Here is a 22,912-nt window from a genome sequence, read left to right as displayed (position 1 = left end):
TTGATTTCAACTTGTGACAACACACATAATAATTCGAGACTTATCGTTCTAAAAAAGAGCGCAAGCTGTTACGGAATTATACCTTTAGACTATCCCGTGATGCTTCTTCTGAAGACAAACCTCATTTACGTAATTGCGAGTAGAGCGCCGAAATGTCGCCAGAGAGTCCTGCTTTGACCTGCTTGCTAATATCATCGGCGATGATTTCATAAAGATCGGAGGCAATTCCATCAATAGCCATTCTCGCAACATCTTGCGGATCTGCCTTCGGGGCATTAATCCCAGCCGTCATGTCCGTATCCATAAAACCGACGTGCAGGCCGGCCACTCTAATGTTCTTCTCCGTCAATTTCAAACGCAGGGCATTCGTCAATCCCCACTCGGCAGATTTCGCTGAGGAATACGCACCGTCAGCACCAATACTGAACCAGGACAATACCGATAGAATATTCAGGATTGTACCGCCGCCATTCTGTTCAATAACCGGTGCAAAGGCGCGAATCATCGAGAGGTTGCCGAAGAAATGCGTGTTGAATTCCAGATTAATATCTTCGAGTGACCCCGTCAGTAGATCCGTTTTTGTGGAGATCCCTGCGTTATTGATCAGCAGTGTCACATCCCCTGCCGTTTTGGCTGCAGCAGCCACTGACTCTGGGTTGGTGATATCAAGCTGAACCGGGATAACTCCAGGGAAATCGATTGTGTCCAGATTACGGGCACCTGCGTATACTTTGGCTCCTCTATCCAGCAGCTCCAGCGCCAGTTTCTTACCCAGACCCCGGTTGGCGCCACTGACCAGTGCGACTTGTTGTGAAATATCCATTATAGTAAGCTCCTTTAGTGTTTATTTATCTTAAGTAGTTGCCTGATTTCCTGGAATCCATTCTATTTGTGTATAATCCCCCTCTCTAAAATATTATGATCATAATATATTTCACTTATCATATCTGTCAATTCTTATTTCCTAAGCCTGCGTCATTTCATTTTTCGTTTGACATCTGTAATTATGATAAGTATAATACTTTCAAATTTTAATGAAGAAATGAATTTACTTTTGCAATCAGAGAGGGGATTTAACAGGTGGCTTATTATTATTCAGAACCTTCGCGTACGTTTAGTGAGTATTTGCTTGTCCCGAATTTGACTACCAAAAGCTGTACACCTGACAAGGTTGATTTAACGACGCCTATTGCTAAGTTCAAACGCGGGGAGAAGTCACGCCTGCAGTTAAAAGTCCCGTTCTCTTCTGCTGTTATGCAGTCCGTATCCGATAACCGGTTAGCGGTTGCCCTGGCACAAAATGGCGGGATTTCTTTCTTATTCGGCTCCCAGTCCATCAGCAGCCAAGTTGAAATGGTCCGGAAGGTTAAAGCGTACAAAGCAGGACTTGTGGTCAGCCGTTCCAACCTCACACCCCAGCATACGCTCAAAGATGTACTGGAACTAAAGGAGAAGCATGGCCACTCCACTGTTGCTATAACCGAAGATGGATCAGCTACCGGAAAATTATTAGGGATCGTGACCGGAAGAGATTATCGGATTTCCCGCGATTCGCTGGACAAGCCGGTAAGTGAATTCATGACCCCATTTGAATCCCTGATCTGTGGTCAAGCCGGCATGACTTTGAAGGAAGCCAATGACCTGATCTGGGAACATAAGCTCAATTCATTGCCTCTCATTGATGGCGAGCAAAAACTGGTTCATCTTGTATTCCGTAAGGACTATGACCGAAACAAAGAATTTCCTAATGAGCTGCTGGACAGTGAAAAAAGCTATATTGTCGGCGCAGGGATTAATTCTCGTGACTATAAAGAGCGGGTTCCCGCATTGGTGGAAGCTGGCGTAGATGCGCTGGTAGTAGACTCATCGGACGGCTATACAGAATGGCAGGCAGAGACGGTTCAATATGTGAAAGAGAACTTTGATGTTGTGATCGGCGCCGGCAACGTGGTCGACCGCGAAGGATTCCGTTACTTGGTTGAAGCTGGTGCTGATTTCATCAAAGTAGGTATTGGCGGCGGCTCTATCTGTATCACACGCGAACAAAAAGGCATCGGACGGGGACAAGCCTCTGCGGTGCAGGAAGTTGCCAAGGCTAGAGACGAGTATTACGAGGAGACTGGTATTTATGTACCAATCTGCTCGGATGGCGGAATTGTGCATGATTATCATATTACGCTTGCCCTTGCTATGGGCGCAGACTTCATCATGCTGGGCAGATATTTTGCCCGTTTTGATGAAAGCCCTACGAAAAAGGTGAAAATTGGCGGCAATTTCGTTAAAGAATACTGGGGCGAAGGCTCCAACCGGGCACGCAATTGGGAGAGATACGATACCGGCGGCAAAGCTACACTATTGTTCGAAGAAGGTGTAGATTCTTATGTGCCTTACGCCGGAAGTCTGCGCGAGAACCTGGACAAATCGCTGGGGATTATCAAATCGACCTTCTGTAATTGTGGCGCCTTGTCTATTCACGAACTACAGGAGAAAGCACGAATCACCCTTGTATCCGCAACAAGTCTCGTAGAAGGCGGCGCCCATGATGTCATTCTGAAGGAGAATACTTCTACCTTCCATGTTGATTAATTGAAAATTGTTAAAAAAGTATAATTGTTGAATAAAAGAGCAGAGGCTTCTATCCCTTTCCTGATAGGTGCTTCTGCTCTTCTTTAGTTTATTGGCTTCTGTTATCTCATTTCGAATTGTCCATTAGAAATGGCAATATACGAGGGGTCTGTTTGATCAGAACATGACCGTATTCCGGCAACAGTTGAATGTTGGCATGAGGCAGCAGGCTGGACAGCCGTGCTGCGGTCTTGTGCGAGTGGAGCATGACATCCTTGGCGCCAGCAATTAATAGGACAGGCATGGTCAACCGGCTAAGCTCTTGATCTGTAAAAATCGGCACCGTCTCTGACCGAAAGCGAAAATGGCGGGCGATAATCTTCGTATTCTGCATGGACTGTTCCGGAAGCTCCACAATGCCATTAACGAGACGAGAAACCTTATCTCTTCCCTTCTCTCCCATTAGCAAGAACGGCATCGCTCTGAACAGGAAAGAGACTCGCTGCGGGCCAATCCCGGAAGGCGACATCAGCACCAGCTTCTCCACCTTCTCCGGATGTTTCACTGCATAATTGACAGCCATCCAAGCCCCCAGAGAAATCCCGATCAACGCTACCTTTTCAACCTGTAAAGCGCGCAGAACATCATCCATCCATTCAGAATAAGCCGGACTCTTCAGAGGGTGCTGTACATCCTCACTTTTCCCGGGATCTCCAGGAATGTCTACGGCGTATACTCTATAGCTTTTGGAGTAATGTGCGATATCCCCTACCCACATCGTGGCATTTGAACCAGAGCCATGCAAAAGAATTAGCGGCGGTGACGATTCCGCTCCACTTGCAATCACATGCGTTTTTCCGTGTGGTGTGTTCAAATACATTTCTTCATAAGGAACCGTGAGCTTGGCCAGCAGTTGATGATATATATCCAACACAGCAGCTTTTCCTGCTTCCGTTTTGTATAAAGATTGTTGATCCATGATAATTCCACCTCAATTGGAGTTCATTCTGCTAGTGAACAGGCAGATTGACTTCATCGTTTTATTTCGTTATCGATAACCTATGATCATAGTAACATATGATATTTATAAAGTAAATGAAGCTATTTAGGATCATCCCTCTCCATAATTAAGAGGTAGCATTATTAAGTGATAACATTACCATTGAAATTTATTTGACAAAGTCAACTAAAAATCTTAAATTGAATCTACTCAATAATGAAAGGCGGTAGCCTGCAATGCAGTCTGAACAGTCTGAACAACTTCAAGTAGTTCCAATCATCCGGCAATTCAACCGTTTTTATACGAATGTCCTCGGATTACTCGATCAGCACTTACTGGATAGCGATTTTTCGTTGTCTGAAGCACGTGTTCTATATGAAATCGGGAATAACGAACAATGTACAGCCAAGATTCTTATTGATCGACTGAGACTGGATGCCGGGTACTTAAGCAGAATATTGAAACGGTTTGAGCGGGAGAATCTCACCTACCGGATGCCGTCTGAGGAAGATAAAAGATCTTATTACTTGTATTTGACCGAACAAGGAAAAAATATCCTTCACCAGTTGAATACCAGGTCTGAGCAGCAGATTCACCAGATGATCAGCACGCTGCCCGATCAAGAGCAACAAGCGCTAGCTAAGAGCATGACCGTAATCGAACAAGCCCTGTCAGACGAAGCTGATGTAAAAGCAAAACCAGACATTCATATCCGCCATGATCTTAGACCGGGAGATATCGGTACCTTGATTCAATTGCACGGCTGGGTCTATGCCAAAGAATGTGGCTACAACCACTCCTTTGAAGGGTATGTGTGCAAGACATTCTATGAATTTTTGGAGCACTATAACCCAGATAAAGATCGGTTTTGGCTGGCGGAAGCCGGTGGTGAACTGGTTGGCGCGATCGCAATTATCGGACACTCATCCGAGAAAGCTCAGTTGAGATGGTTTATTTTGCATCCGGATTATCGCGGATTTGGGCTTGGCAAGAAACTACTGGGTGAGGCGCTGCAATATTGCCGGGACAAGCAGTATCAGACAGTATTCCTGGAGACAACGGAAGACCAGAAGACGGCGATTGCCATGTATGAGAAAGTAGGGTTTAGAAAAACTGGAGAACGTGAGAACAAAGCGTGGGGTGTCCAGCATGTGGAACAAACCTTCGAGATGAATTTGCACTATAGCGTAACCCGATGATACCATTTATATTAAAATTTAATTAATATAGGTGGCCTATGCGAAAAAAATTGCAAGTCTTCATCTCCTCTACTTTTAACGACCTGATTGAGGAACGCCAAGCTGCTGTGCAAGCTATACTCAGAGCCGGTCACATCCCTGCGGGCATGGAACTGATTTTTAAGTACAATAAAACGGAATTGACTAAGAAATGGATTCAGGAATCGGATATCTTTATCCTGATTCTCGGAGGGTACTATGGTCCATTGCTTCCAGATGAATCCCTGAGTTATACGCACTCGGAATATGATTATGCCGGAGAACTGGGGAAACCTAGGTTTGCTTTTGTCCTCACAGATGAAGCCTTAAGACAAAAACCGTACGACTTTGTAGTTATGGAAAATTATCCAGAGCTCCAAGCGTTCAAACAATCCGTAATGGAACAAGTTCCTATATTTCATGTTGAAAGTGAACCGCACATTCACATGGTGATTCGTGACCTGCTCCCAGAGTATGCAAGAAGAGACGATTTGTCTGGCTGGGTATCGGGCAAAGAGATCCCGGATGTACAGAGACTATCAGAAGAGAACGCAGAGTTATTGAAAGAGAATGCCAGATTACAAGCTGAGTTAGAGAAAATCAAAAAAGAACATCAATAAGCAGAAATGTGCGATAATAAAGCAAACGCAGAAAACTTAAAATTTTAAATAAAAAGCTTACAGTAGGTGATTATTATGTCATTAGGACTTGTTGTTGTTGAAGTATGTACCCGGAATTCCATCGCTGCGCTTCCCCTGGAAGATTTGGAGGACGAATTTCCCGAAGTTGCCATCATGAGAACGGATTGTTTGACGATGTGCAATATGTGCAGGGCTGTCCCTTATGTAATGGTTGGCAACAAGAGAGTTTACGCAAAAACAATGGATCAATGCCTTGAACTTGCTAAAGAAGCCATCGCTGAAGAGATAAAGGCTTTCTGGGAAGCATAAACATCCTCAACACCTCCCGGATCACGAAATGGCACACAACTCCAAATTAACAGCATTTTTGAGTTGCATCCGAATTAGGGTACAAAAATGCCTTTAATTACACCATTCTAATCAAGCAGGAGGGAGCAGCAAGCTCCCGTCCTCTCTCACACCACCGTCCATACGGGTTACCATACGGCGGCTCGAAAAAATTCAGCCAGTTCTAATGATCAGTCTTTTTCTTGAAAAATGATGCTGTAGAAAGACTAATAAAGGCTGGTAAGAACAGAGGCAATAGCAACAGAGCCAGTAAAGCCAAAGCAATAATGACTGCTGTAGCCAACTGCAGCAAGGTTAATACACCTGATGGAATCATAGCGGCAAACGTGCCTGAAAGAATAAAGACCGCCGAGATGATTACCCCACCTGTGTGCTTCATGGCTTCATAGATCGCTTGCCGCGGATTCCAATCCTTGTACTCCAGATAGCGCATGATCAGGAAGATACTATAGTCTACCCCCAAAGCGATGATCATAATGAACGAGAAGAACGGAATGGTCCATGTCAGATCTTTATGAGTTGTGAATGTACCAAAGATCCACTCTGTTGCTGCCAATGCTGTAAGGTAAGCCAGTACCAACGAAATGATAGCCCCGAGCGGGATCCAAAAGGACCGGGTGATGATCATCAAGAAAATGAATATCCCAATGAGCATAATGACTGCTGTCTTCGTAAAATCTCCCGTAGACATCGTATTGAGATCCTGGTTCTGCGCGGATATGCCCCCAATACCATATTCAGCCTTGGCAAATTCCGACTGCTGAAGCAATTGGTCGAATCTTTCCTGGATTTGCTGTACTGTCTCCATTGCATGGGAAGAATAAGGATCTTCCTTCAGAAGTATCGTCCACTGGGCTTCATGTCTGTCTGGAGACATATACGTATCCAACGACTTGGCGAAGGTTGCTCCTGTCCGTACTTGTTCTGGAATAAAGAAGGTCTCGGAGGAACCTGTTCGAACAACTTCGTTCAAGTAACGAGTCGTACTCGTCAGCCCATCAGAAATCTTTTCTAATCCTTTTACACTATCCCCTAACCCATTTTTCAGCTGAGGAAGGTTGCTTGCTAAATTGCTCAGTCCTTTATTTAACTCCACTTGTCCCTGTACAATGCTACTCATTCCTTCAGCTAGAGCAGGCATCTTGCTTGTAACCTGTTTCTGCCCCGCACTGCCTTGAGCAAGACCTTCCTGAAGTTTGGCAGCACCGTCCTCCAACTGTGCAGAGCCTTGTCTGATCTTCTTCTGCCCAAGCTGAATTTGCTGCATGCCCTGCTTAACAGTAACCAGTTGACCGTTCACTGCATTGAACTGTTGGTTTAACTGGTTCATCCCTTGACTTAGCTTTGTTAACTGTTCACTGAGCGCTGCTGACGTACTCTTCAATACTAAAAAGTCAGCGCTGTTCTTCAAATCTCCATTAGACTCTTCCAAGCGGCCGATGGTATCGTTCATACCTTTGGATACTGCGATGATGCTATCCAGCGACTTCTTGATATTGTCATACTGTGTGTAGAGTGTGTTATACCCCTCTGTAATCTTGGGGAGACCGGAGCTTATCGTGGCCGTTGATTCATTCAGCTTCGCCAAATTCCCATTCAGATTGTGTAAGCCCTGTTTCAACTCTCCTGCGCCAACCGTTCCTTTGTCCAACCCAGCAGAAATCTTGTTCAGTGCTGCAATGGACTGATTCATCCCCTCTTGTACCTTCTTTGTTCCAGTTACCAAATCATTCACTTTGTTGAATTGATCCAGCGGAACAGTTGCCAGCTGATCCACTGCGCCGGATAATCCATCCTTAATCGTGCCAATTCCGTCATTCGCTTTTCCAATACCTTCGCTAAGCGAGGCGGACTGATCACTAGTGTATAGTTCTTTAATTTTCTCCCCATGAGGTCGGGTCGCACTAAATACCTTATCTACGCCATCAATAGAAGTTAATTGCTCGGTGACGCTATCGATAAAAGCCAAATTCGCTGACGAATCGAGGGACTCTCCTGCCTTCATGACCACTGTTGTAGGCGAGGCCTGACCCGCCGGAAAATGATCATAAACAATATGAATTCCCTTCACAGACGGGTATGAATCCTTAATCTCGTCCAGTGAGTTGTAGCTCAAATGCCCGGAATAGAACAGAGAGATGGGCACAGCAATCACGATCGTAATGAGAATCCCCCAGATTGGGCGTTTTACTGCAAATCCTGTGATACCAGAGATCAGCTTGTTTCCGTTATGCTCACCGGTTGCTTTGGATGGCCAGAAGCTTATGCGACCCAGAAGTCCCATAAATATCGGTACAATCGTGAACAAAGCCAAGAGTAAGATTCCCACACCGATGCCGACTGCTGATGCAGATTTGAACAATTGGAATTCAGCCAGTCCCAAGCTGCTAAAACCGATCAACACCGCTACCCCGCTATACAATACGGTTCGGCCTGCGGTTTTGTAGGTATGAATAATCGCATCCAAGGTCGTTTCACGCCGGGACAACTCTTCTTTGAATCGCATAAATAATAGAATGATGTAATCTGTGCCAATTCCGAATAGGACCAGTATTAAAAAAATTTGTGTGAAGCCGGAGAAGGGAAAATTGAACTTGTCGACCAACTGAGTTACAGTACCTAACGAGATTAGAAATGTTATTCCTACAGTCACAAGTGAAATGATCGGGGTCACCGGTGAACGGAAGATTAAGATCAGGACGACAATAATGAAGACGACCGCAACACCTTCTGTTTTTTTAACACCAGCTTGGGTGGTCTTGACGAAATCCTCCATTATGAGTTCTGATCCAGTGAGATAATGTTCCACCTTTACCTGCTCCAATTTGTCCATCAGAAGATTTCTGATCTCTTCTTTGGAGCGGTTGCCTATATCCACTGTAACCACAGCAAGAGCCGTAGTTCCGTCTTTAGAGCGAAGCTGCTCCTTCATATCCTCATTGCCCGGTGACAGAATGGAACGAATGCCTAAGTCCAATTTCTGCTGCTCCAGCGCTTGGATGCCTGTTTCAATCTGATCCATCTGCGCTGTATTCAGCTTATCCTCACTGTAAAAAACTGCGACGACTGACATTTCATTCGCATTCTCTGATTGTCCATTCAACTCCCGAATCAGCCGTTCTGCTTGTTTGGAAGAGTACCTCTCAGGAACACTGGCCTGACCCTTTTCACGAACAAGCTGCTCCATATCCGGCATATAATTAATCAGCAAGGCTGCAGCTGCAACCCAAATCGCGACAATAAGCCATTTCCATTTCAAAATCAGTTTCATTATTAGTCTCCCTTTACCATCACTTTATTTTAACGACAACTTTTCCTTTGGCACTTCCGCCCTCCAGATATTTCAGCGCTTGCGCAGCATTCTTGAAATCAAACACCTTATCAATCACCGGCTTAATGTGACCTTCTTCAATAAATTCCTTAATGATCTTTAATTGCGTACCACTCGGTTTCATAAAAAGGAAATGATAACTACTCCCAGTCTTCTTCTCGAGTGCAGTGAGTTTATGACTGGCGATGGATAAAATGGTTGTCTTCAACCAGCCTAGCTGTGCTTCCTTCCCAAATCTTGCGTTGGGCAAGCCGGAGACAGAGACTATTTTTCCATGTGGCTTCAGGATCTGAAATGATTTTTCCAAGGCTTCGCCGCCCAAGGTATCATACACAGCATCATATCCATGAAGCAGCTCTTCAAAATTCTCTTTCTTATAATTAATAATGTGATCAGCACCCATCAATTTAACCAATTCATATCCCTTATCACTTGCCGTGGTGGCGACAACAGCGCCCATTAATTTAGCCAACTGGATAGCGAAGGTGCCTACACCGCCTGCCCCTGCGTGGATCAAGATCTTCTGTCCTTTTTGCAGCTTCAAAATATCGTGAAAGGCTTGATATGTCGTAAGTCCGACCAACGGTATGGATGCTGCTTCGACAAAGTTTAGATTCCGCGGCTTTAATGAAATATCATCCTGATGAACCGCTATATACTCAGCTAATGTTCCAATCCGGCCTTTGCGCGGTCTCCCGTACACTTCATCCCCGGGTTTATAGTCTTTCACTCGGCCGCCAACTTTAGTGATCACACCTGCAAAATCATTGCCCAAGATTAAAGGCATATCATACTTGAGCAGGAACTTTGCTTTTCCCTCTTTTACTTTAAAATCAATTGGATTCAAGCTGGCCGCGTAAATTTCCACCAGTACATCGTCTTCTCCAATCTCAGGCATGGGGCGGTCTTTCATCAATAAAGGTACATCTTTTCCGTATTTCTCAATCAACATAGCTTTCACTTCTATCACTTCTATTAAGTTCATTAGTTTAAACATATAAACATATAAACGTATTGTGCGTCAAAATGTAGTTTTGGCACCTAAGTTATGCTTTATGCTGAATAAGCACCTCCCAAATTATGATTTAATACTTTTTATATAAAAATGATCATGGTCTTCATTTATGCTATCAGTATATGATCATTAGTTTAAACATATGGACCTAATGTGCAAGAAAAAACGTTCTTGCATCAATACTAATTATTAAGGTGATTGCACTGGGATTCAATGGCCTCAATTAATGATTTGAGCTGCTCAAGCGGTTTGCGGACAGTCAGTATATAGTGATTTTCCACACTCTTTTTCTCAAAACTAACATAGCCAGACTGTTTCAACACCTTCAAATGATGGGAAACGGCAGGTCTGGACAAATTGATATGCTCCGCAATAGTGTTAACATTAAGCCCCATTTTATGCTGTGCCAGCAGTAAAATGATCGCTTGACGCTTCTCATCTGTCAGCACTTCCAGCAAAGGAATACATTCTTTAAATTGTTCCACAATAAGCTCAGTATTTTGGCTCATACCACTCCCTCCCTTTCGTTCATCCGTTTAATTACATAAACATATTATAAACATCTTCTTGATAAAATCAACCTTTTCAATCGATTGTACTATCAATCTTCTTCGCGGGTTGTAGAATATGAGAGCAACATTTCAAACCTCTCCCTGTGATAATCTTAACCATGAATTCGACACAAGGAGATGGAAACAGGATGAATTTAAAAGGTAAAATCGCTCTAGTAACCGGTGCAAGCCGTGGGATTGGTCGAGGTATAGCGTTACGTCTGGCACAAGAGGGGGCCACGGTAGCTGTACACTATGGGGCAAGACGCAATGAAGCAGAAGATGTCGTGAAAGAAATCAAGCAAAGTGGAGGTACCGCCTTTACGATTGGAGCTGATCTAAGCACATCTAACGGCATTACTAATTTATATGCTTCTTTGGATAAAGCTCTTAGGGAACAGACCGGTGATAATCGGTTTGATATTCTTGTGAATAACGCCGGAATCGGTCAAATATTAACGCTGGAAGAGGCAACAGAAGAGTCGTTTGACGAAGTTATGAACATTAATGTCAAAGCACCCCTTTTTGTTACCCAACAAGCTTTGCCACGCCTGAATGATGGAGGCCGTATTATCAATATCTCATCGTTTGTTACACGTGTGGCCTCACCTAGTGTGTTCACTTACAGCGTGTCCAAGGGTGCCATAGATACATTTACACATGTTTTGGCTCAGCAGCTTGGAAGTCGTCATATTACAGTGAATGCCATTCAGCCGGGCATTATTAATACAGAGATGAATGCAGGTACACTGCAAGATCCGAATGGACAGAAGTCTGCTGCTAGCCTCTCAACCTTCAACAGATGGGGAGAATCGGAAGATATCGCCGATATCGCCGCCTTTCTTGCCTCATCGGACAGCCGCTGGGTAACCGGTCAACGAATTGATGCAAGTGGTGGATCGCGTCTGTAAATTAACGGTGATGATCTGATAAAAAAGTGGCAGTCACGGGGGCATACCTTTGTCCTCATGACTGCCACTTTTTTGTTTAATAACCCATATCCTTCAATATCTTAGATAACGTTCGCAGACGCTCGCCGATCATTTCATCGTCATCACTTAACGCTTGGCTGAACAGTTTAATATCCTCATTAATTCTTTCATTGTCCGTACATACTGACACAGTCATAGCATCCCCTTGCAGACCTACCCGGTCGATAACAGGCTGCTCTGGGTCATATAAATTCTCATATCGATAGGCTTCACGAAAATGTTCCAATGACCGACAAATCAGAATGGATAGATCTAGCACGCGATGAAGCGGCAGTTCCTCGGATTGTCTTGACCATTTCTCTCCTGTGTATCTCCATACTTTAGCTGAAATATCGACCTTACCTCTATCATTCCACTGGGCTAGTCCCAAGGAAAGACCTTTCGCGTCCGTGTTACCGGCCATCCGGCCGTCAACCTTCTCATAATTCTCCGACACGACAACAGGTTTATGTTTTAAATACGTAGGTATTTTCACTTTCATTCCCTCATTCCGTTTACCTATTCACTAAATTACTAAATGACGGTTTCATCTTATCTCTAATTACACTGTTAGTCAAATCCGTCTTTGGACAGGTTTCAATGGAATCACAAAACCCGCCAATTGTTCAATTGACGGGCTTCTAGCCTCATTATATCTATGAAATCATTTATTCCTTTGGAGGTTTATTGTATCCTTTGTCACCGTAAGGCTGCAGCTTCTCTAGCCACGGCTTCAAGATTTGTTTCTGTTCCCACCGCATATCTGTAATCTTATCGCTTTCCTTCTGCTGCAGCACCTCATAAGTGAATGCATCTGCTCCGAATTCCTTCCAATCCTTTTGCAACTGGGCATTTGCGAATCGTCCTTGATCCAGCTGCATCTGCAAAGTAAACCATTTGTTTTTCAAGTTGGGATAGCTGTCGATGAAGATTTTGCCGTTGATGTTATTCTTGATTTGGGCAACACCCATATAAATCTTAATTTGCTTGTATTCCTCAAGCAGTTCCTTACGCTTCTTCATATCCATATCTTTCTCTCCTTATCTTATATAATCAATATTTATCGAAACTTACAAATACCGCGCAATAATCCGCACTAGCTTCGCAGGAAGCTCACGTAAATTCGTAATATCCAAAAATCTTTCGTTACCATAAATCTCACTGATAACATCCTTATCTTGACCTATAGCGGCCGCCAGAAAAGTAATGCCTTTCCGTTCATACTCCTCGATGGTCTGTTGCATGTCTGAAGTGGCATATCTTCCGGTATAATTCTCCATTGCTTTGGGCTGCCCATCACTAATGCTAATTAATAGCTTCGTCTGCTCTGGTGAAACGGCTAACCGTTCGCCCATAATTCTCAGGGCCATACCGTCACGATTATTACTACGAGCCTGAATCCGCATCAGTCTGTAGCGATCATTAGCATCTGGCTTATCAAAGTCAGCATAGGCAAAGATCGACATTTGCTCCAACCTGGACACATTCGCCGTATCGCCATAGATTAATACAGGGATATTGCATATTTGGCAAAACTCATAGACCGCGATGACTGCTCGTTTGGCCGCCTCTAGTCGCCCGAACGCTGCCATCGATGCAGATTCATCCACTCTTAGACCAACCACAAGGGAAGGGGATTCCGTTGGCGGTCTTTTTTTGGCAAAATACCTGTAATCTTTATACGCCACGCTATCAGCTTGAAACTTGCTGCCATAGTAACGATTACGTTCAAACTCGGAAGATGTCTCATGTTCCAGAAGTGGAAGAGTCTTGCGGGCAATTTCCTGAACAATCGGCATAAGTTCCTTGCTTAGACTAACATATTCCTTTTGATGTTCCTGAACGTAATCGGGACGGTGAACAATGAGTTTTACCGACTCATGAATGGAATCTGACACCATCGCTCTTGCGGTCTGATTGAGTTTTTTACGGAATTTGCGTTCTTTTTGTTTCGCCTCTTCAGACATCGGTTCGGGATTGGCCTGATGGTATTGCGGAGCGCCATCTTCTCCGGTATCCGTACTTCTCATGTTAGTTGAGTCATCGGATACACGGGAAGAGTTCTCTTCACTATCCGCAGACTTTTTTAGCGCGACCGCCTTTTCATCTTCAATGTTCGCATGATCAACATCAGTGGCGCCTATATCCCCCCATAACTTGATCTCTATGGCTGCATCATCGCTAGATTTTCGTTTTTTTTTAGCCCACTCGTAGTAAGGGTCTCTAAGCTTGTGATGAGATCTTGCTTTTGCAGGGCTTCTTCCAAAATCCTGATTTCCTCTGCATCGGTGGTTATTTTGTAGATAACCTTATGATACAGGGATTCTTTGGCCGAGGCTCCGCCTGCAACCGCATCTGTCCAATAGAAGAAGGAACGCATTCCGGCCACACCTTTGATGGCATTAGCTCGGGCGGTTGTATCCAAAATCATAATCGTATCTGCCAACACGCTTAAGACCTGCTCATCTTGATAGCCGGTTTTGACTTTTGCCCGTTCAACCATGACTTCTTTCGTTGGCAAATCCATTTTCTCCGAGTGCTGAACTCTGTCCCGCAGCGCTTCATTTAGCGGTCTCGCCCCAGCATAACTACGATTGGTGGTAATGACCGCGATGAAGTCGGGATGTCTGTGAATGATCTCAGTAGGAAGATTAATACTGCCGTCCAGTTCCAAAGCAGAGTTTAACGCCATGAGTACCGCTGCATCTCGAATTACGTTTGGTTCCTGTATTTCTAGAAGATAACCTTTTTGATACGCCCTGACAATCTCTGATGGGTAAAAACGGTACTCCACGGCTTCTCCGTTACTCTGCTCCGCAGCAAGCTTCAGCAATTGCTTCATCTTTACAGCGGCCTGCTCCTGTGTTAGCCCCAATGCTTCCATTAAAATCTCAGTCGTGCTTTGAAAACCATCGCTTTCATATAGAACCTTCAATATGCTTTGCTCTACAGGGTCCAGCTTCTCCAACTGTTCAGAAGAAATCACCGGTAAAATAGCTCCGATAATATCCGATTTATCCATATCCGCAAAGCAGGTTACTTTTGTGTAGGGTAGCCCAAAATTAGCGGATAATGCTTTGGCTAATTGGGTTTTGCCAGAACCAGCATCGCCTTCTAAGAGAATATTGGCAATTTTCATTTCACCACGATTCCAGTTCCGTTTCACTTCATTGCTAATACGCTGTTCTTCTTCGCCTGGCTTATGAGACATTGGCTTTTCCCACACCAGCATCTTTTCCGCATCCGTCAATAGTCGCTCAGGTGACAAATAATATTCTTCATGCTTTTGCATTATTATCTCTCCTTTCTACCCGTCATGCTGTCCGGCCTGCTTCGGCCTTACTACTCTTCTTAACAACAATAGGGAGCAGTAGAAGCGCACCGATAATCACAAATACACCACTCGCCGCAAATACCCCTAGTAAGGAAAATGCATCCTTGAGATAACCGGAGATGAACATACCGACTACCATCATCCCCATAAAAATCGGCATAATCGTTCCCGATACCCGACCAATAAATGCTCCCTCTGTGTTCCGGACAAGAAGCGTCTGAATTCCGCCTTGGATACAAGGGTAGAACAGACCACTGATTACGAGTAGGGCAATGGTCAGCCAAATTTGCTTGGACGCGCCCATTCCTACCGTACAGACAGCATTGACAAGCAAACCGACTAAAAGCAATGTCTGTGGCTTAAATTTCTTGGCTATTGCGATGATGGCGGCTCCGCCTACCAGCATGGCTGCCCCATTGGCCATCACGAGCCATTGCAGAAATTGTCTATCCCGCCCCAAATTCTCGATAACCAGGAAGATTTGCAGCGGCTGAGTCAATCCAGAAGCCAAACCGACTGCCGAGAACGTCATACTCAGCGTTCTTAAAGATTTATTGTCCTTGATATAGCGCAGGCCAGCCGTCAGCTCCTTGATAAAGCCGCCGGTATTCTCTGATTTCGGTTCCGCCTCATCACGCGGAAGGGTCGATAAGATGAAGGAAGAACCAAGGAACATCACTGCCGTCAAAATCAGAGAAACGCTAATCCCAAACTTAATAAAAATAAATGTACCGATGACCGGTCCCAGCACTGTAAAGACAGCGACCAACGTTTGAGACATCGCCATCACGCCCTGCAGTTGATCAGCAGGTACATGTCGCTTGTATAGTTTCATCGCCGAAGGCTGAGAAAACTGCGATAAGCTGGCAGAAACAAAGGACCCGATCAGAAGGGCAACCCAGCCGCCGTTTATGACCGCAAGCAGCACAGCCCCAACGGACAAACCAGACAACAAATCACTCCAGACCATGGTTCTCTTCGGCCGCCACCTGTCGGCAAAGGTTCCGCCAATCAAGCCAAATATAAAGATCGGTGCAAATTCCGCAACCGAAATTAGCGATATATCAACCGGATTATTATGCGTTAATTCGGAAACATATAGCAGGACCGCATAATTCCGGACCCATATCCCCAGCTGCAGCAGCACCCGGGAGAGGATAATCGTTCGAACATAGCGATTCGCAAACATTTTTAATACCCCATATCTTCTAAAATTTTGGCTAACGCACTCAGACGCTCGCTGATCATTTCATCATCATCACTGAGTGCCTGACTGAACAGCTGAATATCTTTATTAATCATTTCATTGTCCACATCAACCGCTACGGTCATAGCGTCACCTTGCAGGGCAATACGATCGAGAACCGGCTGCTTCGGATCATATAAATGCTCAAAGCGATATGCTTCTTGAAAATGAGCCAAGGTCCGACAGATTAAAATGGACAAATCCAATACACGATGGAGAGGCAGTTCTTCCGATTGTCTTGACCACTTTTCTCCTGTGTATCTCCAAACTTTAGCCGAAATATCGACCTTACCCCGATCATTCCACTGAGCTAATCCCAGGGAAAGACCCTGTGCGTCCGTGTTTCTGGCCAATCGGCCGTCAACCTTCTCATAATTCTCCACTACAACTACAGGTTTATGCTTTAACGTTGTAGGAATTTTCATCTTGCTCCCTCTTCTCATTTACTAATTTACTAAATTACTAATTTACTGCTCAATAATATCTTGAACTTTTTCGTTCGTCAAGCCGCTTTTTAAATTTTGGAAATCACTCCTTAGCCGGATTTGTAGTACAAGAACAAAAAAGATGACCTCTGATTCATTCAGAAGTCACCTTTTTACTACTTACTCTATTGAGATTTAACATTATATCTGTCTTATGAAATTCATTACAAAATCCGACCCGCAAGCGAGAACTGAGAAATATCTATGTCATTCTTACCTGAAATAATCAGGTTGCTCAAGGCTTGTCCGACTGCGCTGCTAAATTTAAAGCCATGTCCTGAGAACCCTGCAGCAATCGCAACGTTAGGATACTTTGGATGTAAATCAATAATAAATTTCTCATCAGGAATCATTGGATACATGCAAGTTTTTCCATACTTTAATTGTTGAATATCAGGAATATATCCATTCAAAAATAGCTGCAAATCTTCTTTATCGCCTGCTACTTCACCAAACTCTTTCATCAATTCATCTGGATTTATTTCATCCCCGCCATCATGCCGACCTACCTTTAAGCCGCAACCATCAGTACTTGGAAAACCGTAATAAATACCTTCTGGAGTCTCAAAGTTAAAGGCTGGAAACTGCTCATGACTATAAATATCTTCATTAGCATCAAACCAAGCAAATGTCTTTCTCACGGCGGTAAGAGGAAGATCCAAATCGAGCATCGTAGAGAGTAGCTCTCCGGACCATGCTCCTGCGGAAACAACTAACGCATCCGAGAAAAAGGTCTCTTCGTCCGTTTTAATGGATACTCTGTCATCTAGAATGGAAATTTCTTGAACTCTACTATTGGTGAGGATTGTAGCACCATGCGATTCGGCGAGCTCTTTATAAGCTTGGATACATTCCTCACTTTTCAGTATTCCTGACGCTGGTTCAAAACACCCGACATAGTCGCCGGGTAAAGTGACGCCAGGCCAACGCTGATGAACTTGCTCAGCATCCATAATATCGAGTGGCAACGAATATTTTTCAGAACTAGAGATAATATTTTGAATAAAATGAGACCCTTCCTCACCTACATTCAGAACCCCTGTTTGAAGAAACAATTCCTTCCCAGTAGCCTTTTCAAGATCAGTCCATAATTCTTGCGCTCTTAGAACAAAAGGAACATATTCTTCACCCTCAGCATAAGCGTGCCTGATAATTCTGGTTTCCCCGTGATGGCTCCCTTTGTTATGTGGTGGGTTAAAGGAGTCTAATATCAAAGTTTTCTTTCCACTCTTGGCTAAAAAATAACCCGCGGCCATTCCCATTGAACCTGCACCAATGATAATTACATCATAGCTCATGCCTTTTAACCTCCATGCAAAAATCTAAAATATTTAAATATCAATCTTCTTTCAAATTGGTTTTGGTGTCAAGGAATGACCGAGGACCGTTGAAATCGTAGCAGCTGCTTTTCTAACGGCTGATCCATACTGTATGCAAATATCAGGTGTGAAATCCTGTGTAAAACCTAGAACGGTAAGGCTCCCGATTACCCGGCCAAAGCGATCGAATATGGGAGCAGCTACCGCACTGACACCTTGGTCCAGTTCTTGGTGTGATTCCGAATATCCCATGCGACGGGTTATCTCAAGCTCTTTTAATAATTTTTGGCGATCCACAGCTTCATATTCAGAAGATGTCTTCGACGCAGAGGAATCCATATACCGTTCCTGCTCTTCTTGATCAAGATAAGCAAGAATTGCCTTTCCTGATGATCCCTTATTAATTGGACTCAAACGCCCGAGCAGATGTGTAACATGGACGGCTGCTGTACTGTCCACTTTGTCCAGACATTTCACCTGACGATTAGAAATAATGGATAAAGTAACCGTTTCTCTCACTTCATGAGCCAGACGTTCTAACTCGCCACGTGCAATCCGCTGGAAATTCAATCTCCCGGACAGACGGTCCATAATGAATTGAAATATTTCCACACGAACTTCATACTTTCCATCCGGCAATTGGGAAGCGAACCCTCGCCGTTGAAGGGTACGAAGAATACGGAAGGTGGTTGATTTATTGAAGCCGGTAGCAGTTGCAAGTTCAGCTACTCCCCATGCCCCATCCCGTTCAACCAGTCTCATAAGAACTTCTAATCCCTTATCCAGGGTTTGCAGTTGGTCTGTATCGTTATCTGACATAAATTCTCCTTATCACTATAAAACTTTCGATAGGAATTCTATTGTTCTTTGATGTTTAGGGTTAGAGAATACTTCCTCTGGAGTGCCTTCTTCTAAAATGGTCCCTCTATCCATAAATAGAATCCGGTCGCCAACTTCTCTGGCAAACCCCATCTCATGGGTGACAATCACCATTGTCATCCCTTCTTTAATCAAATTTTTAATGACGTCCAGTACTTCCCCTACCATTTCAGGGTCAAGCGCAGATGTAGGTTCATCAAATAGCAGGACTTCCGGCTCCATCGCCAAGGCTCTGGCTATAGCAATACGCTGCTTTTGTCCCCCTGAGAGAGAAGCCGGATAATCCTTTTCCTTATTGGACAAACCCACCCGGCTTAACAGCTCTAACCCACGTTTATAAATATCCTGTTGAGACATCCGCTTAACATGAATAGGTGCGAGCATAATATTATTGATAACGTTATTGTGGGGGAAGAGGTTAAATTGTTGGAATACCATGCCCATTCTCTGCCTGATCTTATTGATATCTGCCTTTTTATCCGTAATATCCTGACCATCGAAAATAATTGATCCAGAGGTGGGGGTTTCCAGTAGATTCAAGCATCTCAGCAAGGTGGATTTGCCCGAACCGGAGGGACCAATAATAACCGTTACTTCCCCTTTTTTAAAATGTTGATTGATGCCCGATAATACAGGGGTCTTGCCAAAGTTTTTATACAGTTCTTTAACGTATATCACTGCTCTTAAATCTCCTTTCGATCCAGCTCATCAACCTACCCAATGAGAACGTTAGGATAAGATAAAACACGGCCGAAATGATTAACGGTTCAAGAGCAAGATAGGTGGCTCCCTGCACAATCTTGGCTGCTAATGTCAATTCTCCAACGCCAATTACGGAGGCCATTGAAGAAGCCTTGATGATATTCACAAACTCATTCCCTATAGCCGGTAAAATATTTTTGATGGCCTGTGGCATAATGACAAGTCTCATAGCCAAGCTACGAGACATGCCCAAGCTTCTTGCCGCTTCCATTTGCCCTTTATCCACAGCCTCAATACCTGCTCTGACAATCTCAGCTATAAATGCGCTGGCGTTTAAGGTAATGGCAATAACCGCCGACTGAAAGGCTGAGATATCGATACCCAGCAGCATTTTACCACCCGAAAAAACAAGCAATATCTGCAATAACAGTGGAGTTCCTCGCATCAGCTCGATAAAAACCACAGCGAACGCGCTTATAGGTTTAAATCTCCCTATGCCGGACTTGGATGCTTTCATGAAATAGATGATAAAGCCTAAAATCGTAGCTAAAATAACAGTTGCTATTGATAAGCCTATGGTAACTTTTAAACCTTCAAGAAATTTAGGGATATAGCGATCTAGAGAACTAAAATCAAGCAATGATATGCCTCCTCTTTATACACGTAAACCTTATCCAGGCATATTTAATTCGGACTCTCTATTCATTTTTCTGATTTTTTGCGGCCAATTCGGAAGCGGCTTGAATATATTTATCAAGATCTCCAGAATCCTGAAGTCGTTTAATGGTTTTGTTGATAGATTCACGCAAAGCATCTTCATTCTTTTTGACGACAACTCCAACTCCAGCGCTGTTTAAAGCAGAATCATCGATAACGATTCCATCAGCAATCGCAAGCTCGGGATTGGCAGCTACAGCAACTTTTGCAACAAGACCTTCACTAATAACAACATCAACCTGCTTAGCTTTTAGAGCAAGGTTTAGCGTATTCATGTTGTCCATCAGAACAAGATTCTCATTCGGGAATTGAGCTTGCATTAGCGTTTGCTCCGTAGAGTTCAGCTGCACGCCGATTCTCTTTCCTTTTAGATCGTCCAGGCTTTTATATTTGTCCTTGTCCGAAGCTTGAATCAACGCAATATCTTGGGACAGATAATAAATATCCGAGAAATCTACCTGTTTCTTTCTTTCTTCTGTTGCCGATAAAGCTGAAATTAGGATGTCCGTCTGGCCAGCTTTGAGGGCTGGAATCAATGCATCCAGATCTAGTTGTTTGAACTCCACTTCCACTCCGATATCCTTGGCAATTTCTTTAGCTAAGTCAATATCAAAGCCAACTCTCTGATCTTCACCGTCAACGATGGCATGGAATCCAAATGGAGCGAACACAGCATTGTTACCAACTACGATTTTCCCCTTAGCCTTTATAGCAGCCAGTGCATCCTGGGTATCATCGTTTTTATTTCCGCAAGCCGATAATAGCACCACTAACGCCCCTACTAAGCTAATAAGCATCCATTGTTTGAGAACTTTCTTTTTCATAAAAAATCCACTCCCTTTAATTGTATGTTTTTAAAACATGAATCCACTAAATTAAATCTCCAATTGCGGCTTCGATTTTTTTCACAATCTCACCAGATTCAGCTAGTTTTATAGCTCCTTTAGAAAGCGACGGCATGTATGTATCATTGTCTGTGAACGGAATGGCATCTAGTAATACGTCATATGCGATTTGCGTGCCTGCCCCTAGTTTAAAATCACCCAGTACATCTCTTGTGATATAGATGGCTCTTGAGGCGAGCAAATATTCGATCCCAATAATCTTGGGAAGATTATCGATGATTTGCTTTGTCTTTCTACATGCCCAAGGGGCCATACTTACATGATCCTCCTGATTGCTTTTCGTAGACAGGGTATCTACGCTGGCAGGAAAACATAATGTTTTATTCTCGGAAGCGATCGCTGCAGCTGCACATGAGATAACAGGGTATCCGCAATTCAAGCCCGCTGGTTCTCCCGCAAGCATTGGAGGCAAGCCGTAGTTAAGCGTTGAATCACATAGTGCAAAAATTCTGCGTTCCGAAATATTCCCGATTTCCGCTAGACTCATAGCTAGAATATCCATGGCAAAGGCAATCGGCTCACCATGAAAATTCCCTCCGCTTAAGAAATCAAGCTCGCCTTGTTCATTCCAAAACACAAGTGGATTGTCTGTAGCCGCATTGATTTCCCGCTCCAGAATTTTTCTAACATAGTTCAGATTATCCCTACATGAACCATGGACTTGTGGCAGACAGCGAATGGAATATAAATCTTGAACGCGCGGCTGATATTCTGGATGCAGAACATCGTGCTTAAGATGAACCTTCCTTGCATCTTCCGTTGTACGCTCACTATCTCTGACAAGTCTTCTAATATTGCTGGCACTATCAATTTGCCCTTTTTGCCGTCTGACAAGATGGATTCTCTCATCAAATGCCGCCAATTCTCCACGCATAGCCTCAATACTTAACGAGGCAGAAGCTTCTGCTTCTTTAACCAGCTTGGCAGCATCGAAATAATTAAGCACAGCCATTCCTGCAAACATCGTCGTTCCATTAATGAGCGCGAGTGCATCCTTTGCTTTCAGCTCGAATTTGATCGGATAGATGCCCGCTCTTTTTAAAGCTTCTGGAGCAGGTAAAATCTCACCTTCATAGTAAGCTTCAGCAGCATCATACCCGATGAGAACAGAGGCCATATGTGCCAATGGCGCCAGATCGCCGCAAGCTCCAACAGAGCCTTGCACGGGAATTACAGGGTGTACCCCTTTATTCAGCATTTCGATCAGCCTGTCCACCACTTCAATTCTGAGCCCCGACACGCCCTGACAAAAAGCATTTAATCTTACCGCCATGGTCGCTCTAACTACTTCTTCTGATGCAGGGTCACCAACGCCCCCACAATGCGACAAAATAATATTTCTTTGGAACAAATCATTATCTTCAACCGAAATATTGAAATCTTTCAATTTTCCCACGCCAGTATTAAAACCGTAGATCGGGGGTGCATCACTTCTGATCCAATTCTTCTCTATGTATTCTCTGACTTTAATAATTTCTTTTCTACTGGATTCAGCGATTCGGACCTGTGCATGATTTCTAGAAATATTAACAATGTCTTCAATCTTCAAATTCTCTCCATCTAGTATTATTTCGCTCATTTGCATCCCCCTGGATCATCCAACCGTTTCGATTATAGAAACAGTTGTTTCTTTATTTGTTAATTTTAGTTAAGTGTAAGAGATAGATGTTTTCGTGTCAATACTTA

The 22,912-nt window shown here is 43.9% G+C and carries 22 protein-coding genes; 5 read left to right on the top strand and 17 right to left on the bottom strand.

The genetic code is table 11. The annotated features are described in order from the left end of the window. Nucleotides 1-121: 121 nt before the first annotated feature. Nucleotides 122-823, bottom strand: coding sequence for an SDR family oxidoreductase (locus ACFORK_RS00530; RefSeq protein WP_379194523.1), 702 nt, complete (start codon nt 821-823; stop codon nt 122-124). Nucleotides 824-1,080: 257 nt separating this feature from the next. Here ACFORK_RS00530 and ACFORK_RS00525 point away from each other — a divergent pair, with 257 nt between their 5' ends. Further along, nucleotides 1,081-2,586 (top strand): IMP dehydrogenase, encoded by a 1,506-nt coding sequence (locus ACFORK_RS00525; protein WP_379194521.1) that lies wholly within the window; start codon nt 1,081-1,083, stop codon nt 2,584-2,586. 106 nt (nt 2,587-2,692) lie between these two features. On the opposite strand, the gene ACFORK_RS00520 is transcribed toward ACFORK_RS00525, so the two are convergent. Next, the gene (locus tag ACFORK_RS00520) at nt 2,693-3,544 is read right to left on the bottom strand and encodes an alpha/beta fold hydrolase (RefSeq protein ID WP_379194519.1); all 852 of its coding nucleotides are present in this window, start codon (nt 3,542-3,544) and stop codon (nt 2,693-2,695) included. 257 nt (nt 3,545-3,801) lie between these two features. Between ACFORK_RS00520 and ACFORK_RS00515 the strand changes: the two genes are divergently transcribed. From ACFORK_RS00515 to ACFORK_RS00505, 3 genes are all read left to right on the top strand, one after another. After that, nucleotides 3,802-4,764 carry a bifunctional helix-turn-helix transcriptional regulator/GNAT family N-acetyltransferase gene (locus ACFORK_RS00515; RefSeq protein WP_379194517.1) on the top strand — a complete coding sequence of 321 codons (963 nt, stop codon included), beginning with the start codon at nt 3,802-3,804 and terminating at the stop codon, nt 4,762-4,764. 38 nt (nt 4,765-4,802) lie between these two features. Continuing rightward, nucleotides 4,803-5,402 carry a DUF4062 domain-containing protein gene (locus ACFORK_RS00510; protein WP_379194515.1) on the top strand — a complete coding sequence of 200 codons (600 nt, stop codon included), beginning with the start codon at nt 4,803-4,805 and terminating at the stop codon, nt 5,400-5,402. A 75-nt stretch (nt 5,403-5,477) separates the two neighbouring features. Next, the gene (locus ACFORK_RS00505) at nt 5,478-5,732 is read left to right on the top strand and encodes a DUF1450 domain-containing protein (protein WP_379194513.1); all 255 of its coding nucleotides are present in this window, start codon (nt 5,478-5,480) and stop codon (nt 5,730-5,732) included. A 202-nt stretch (nt 5,733-5,934) separates the two neighbouring features. Here the strand turns inward: ACFORK_RS00505 and ACFORK_RS00500 are convergent, their stop codons facing one another. The 3 genes from ACFORK_RS00500 to ACFORK_RS00490 form a co-directional block, all read right to left on the bottom strand. After that, nucleotides 5,935-9,042 (bottom strand): MMPL/RND family transporter, encoded by a 3,108-nt coding sequence (locus ACFORK_RS00500; protein ID WP_379194511.1) that lies wholly within the window; start codon nt 9,040-9,042, stop codon nt 5,935-5,937. Between the two features lie 19 nt (nt 9,043-9,061). Continuing rightward, nucleotides 9,062-10,063 carry an NADP-dependent oxidoreductase gene (locus ACFORK_RS00495; protein WP_379195717.1) on the bottom strand — a complete coding sequence of 334 codons (1,002 nt, stop codon included), beginning with the start codon at nt 10,061-10,063 and terminating at the stop codon, nt 9,062-9,064. A gap of 236 nt (nt 10,064-10,299) precedes the next feature. Continuing rightward, on the bottom strand, nt 10,300-10,626 hold the full coding sequence (locus ACFORK_RS00490) for an ArsR/SmtB family transcription factor (RefSeq protein ID WP_379194509.1): 327 nt from the start codon (nt 10,624-10,626) through the stop codon (nt 10,300-10,302). A gap of 191 nt (nt 10,627-10,817) precedes the next feature. On the opposite strand from ACFORK_RS00490, the gene ACFORK_RS00485 reads away from it, so the two are divergent. Continuing rightward, nucleotides 10,818-11,579 carry an SDR family oxidoreductase gene (locus ACFORK_RS00485; RefSeq protein ID WP_379194507.1) on the top strand — a complete coding sequence of 254 codons (762 nt, stop codon included), beginning with the start codon at nt 10,818-10,820 and terminating at the stop codon, nt 11,577-11,579. Between the two features lie 76 nt (nt 11,580-11,655). Here ACFORK_RS00485 and ACFORK_RS00480 read toward each other — a convergent pair whose 3' ends face one another. From ACFORK_RS00480 to hutH, 12 genes are all read right to left on the bottom strand, one after another. Further along, complete coding sequence (locus ACFORK_RS00480) at nt 11,656-12,135, bottom strand: DUF6530 family protein (protein ID WP_379194505.1); 480 nt, start codon at nt 12,133-12,135, stop codon at nt 11,656-11,658. A 172-nt stretch (nt 12,136-12,307) separates the two neighbouring features. After that, nucleotides 12,308-12,667, bottom strand: a complete 360-nt coding sequence (locus ACFORK_RS00475) for a GIY-YIG nuclease family protein (RefSeq protein WP_379194503.1) — start codon at nt 12,665-12,667, stop codon at nt 12,308-12,310. Nucleotides 12,668-12,709: 42 nt separating this feature from the next. Further along, nucleotides 12,710-13,669, bottom strand: a complete 960-nt coding sequence (locus ACFORK_RS00470; protein WP_379194501.1) for a vWA domain-containing protein — start codon at nt 13,667-13,669, stop codon at nt 12,710-12,712. Nucleotides 13,670-13,803: 134 nt separating this feature from the next. After that, the gene (locus ACFORK_RS00465) at nt 13,804-14,931 is read right to left on the bottom strand and encodes an AAA family ATPase (protein WP_379194499.1); all 1,128 of its coding nucleotides are present in this window, start codon (nt 14,929-14,931) and stop codon (nt 13,804-13,806) included. Between the two features lie 22 nt (nt 14,932-14,953). Then, a complete protein-coding gene (locus ACFORK_RS00460; RefSeq protein ID WP_379194497.1) occupies nt 14,954-16,162 on the bottom strand; it encodes an MFS transporter in 1,209 nt (402 codons plus the stop codon). 2 nt (nt 16,163-16,164) lie between these two features. Next, nucleotides 16,165-16,644 carry a DUF6530 family protein gene (locus ACFORK_RS00455; RefSeq protein ID WP_379194495.1) on the bottom strand — a complete coding sequence of 160 codons (480 nt, stop codon included), beginning with the start codon at nt 16,642-16,644 and terminating at the stop codon, nt 16,165-16,167. A gap of 224 nt (nt 16,645-16,868) precedes the next feature. Then, nucleotides 16,869-18,002, bottom strand: coding sequence for an N-methyl-L-tryptophan oxidase (solA, locus tag ACFORK_RS00450; protein ID WP_379194493.1), 1,134 nt, complete (start codon nt 18,000-18,002; stop codon nt 16,869-16,871). Nucleotides 18,003-18,053: 51 nt separating this feature from the next. Next, on the bottom strand, nt 18,054-18,842 hold the full coding sequence (locus ACFORK_RS00445) for an IclR family transcriptional regulator (RefSeq protein WP_379194491.1): 789 nt from the start codon (nt 18,840-18,842) through the stop codon (nt 18,054-18,056). Between the two features lie 15 nt (nt 18,843-18,857). Then, a complete protein-coding gene (locus ACFORK_RS00440; protein WP_379194488.1) occupies nt 18,858-19,580 on the bottom strand; it encodes an amino acid ABC transporter ATP-binding protein in 723 nt (240 codons plus the stop codon). Continuing rightward, nucleotides 19,567-20,244: an amino acid ABC transporter permease gene (locus tag ACFORK_RS00435; protein WP_379194486.1), complete on the bottom strand. Its 678-nt coding sequence runs from the start codon at nt 20,242-20,244 to the stop codon at nt 19,567-19,569. Before ACFORK_RS00435 ends, ACFORK_RS00440 begins: the two co-directional genes overlap by 14 nt. Nucleotides 20,245-20,302: 58 nt before the next feature. Continuing rightward, entirely contained in the window at nt 20,303-21,145 is an 843-nt protein-coding gene (locus tag ACFORK_RS00430; protein WP_379194484.1) for a transporter substrate-binding domain-containing protein, read from the bottom strand. Nucleotides 21,146-21,191: 46 nt separating this feature from the next. Beyond that, the gene (hutH, locus tag ACFORK_RS00425) at nt 21,192-22,805 is read right to left on the bottom strand and encodes a histidine ammonia-lyase (RefSeq protein WP_379194482.1); all 1,614 of its coding nucleotides are present in this window, start codon (nt 22,803-22,805) and stop codon (nt 21,192-21,194) included. Nucleotides 22,806-22,912 lie beyond the last annotated feature (107 nt).

Source organism: Paenibacillus sp. GCM10012306, assembly GCF_042649265.1.
GTDB lineage: Bacteria > Bacillota > Bacilli > Paenibacillales > Paenibacillaceae > Paenibacillus_AQ.
The sequence above is the reverse complement of the archived record's forward strand: the minus strand, read 5'-3'. Positions and strand labels throughout refer to the sequence as shown.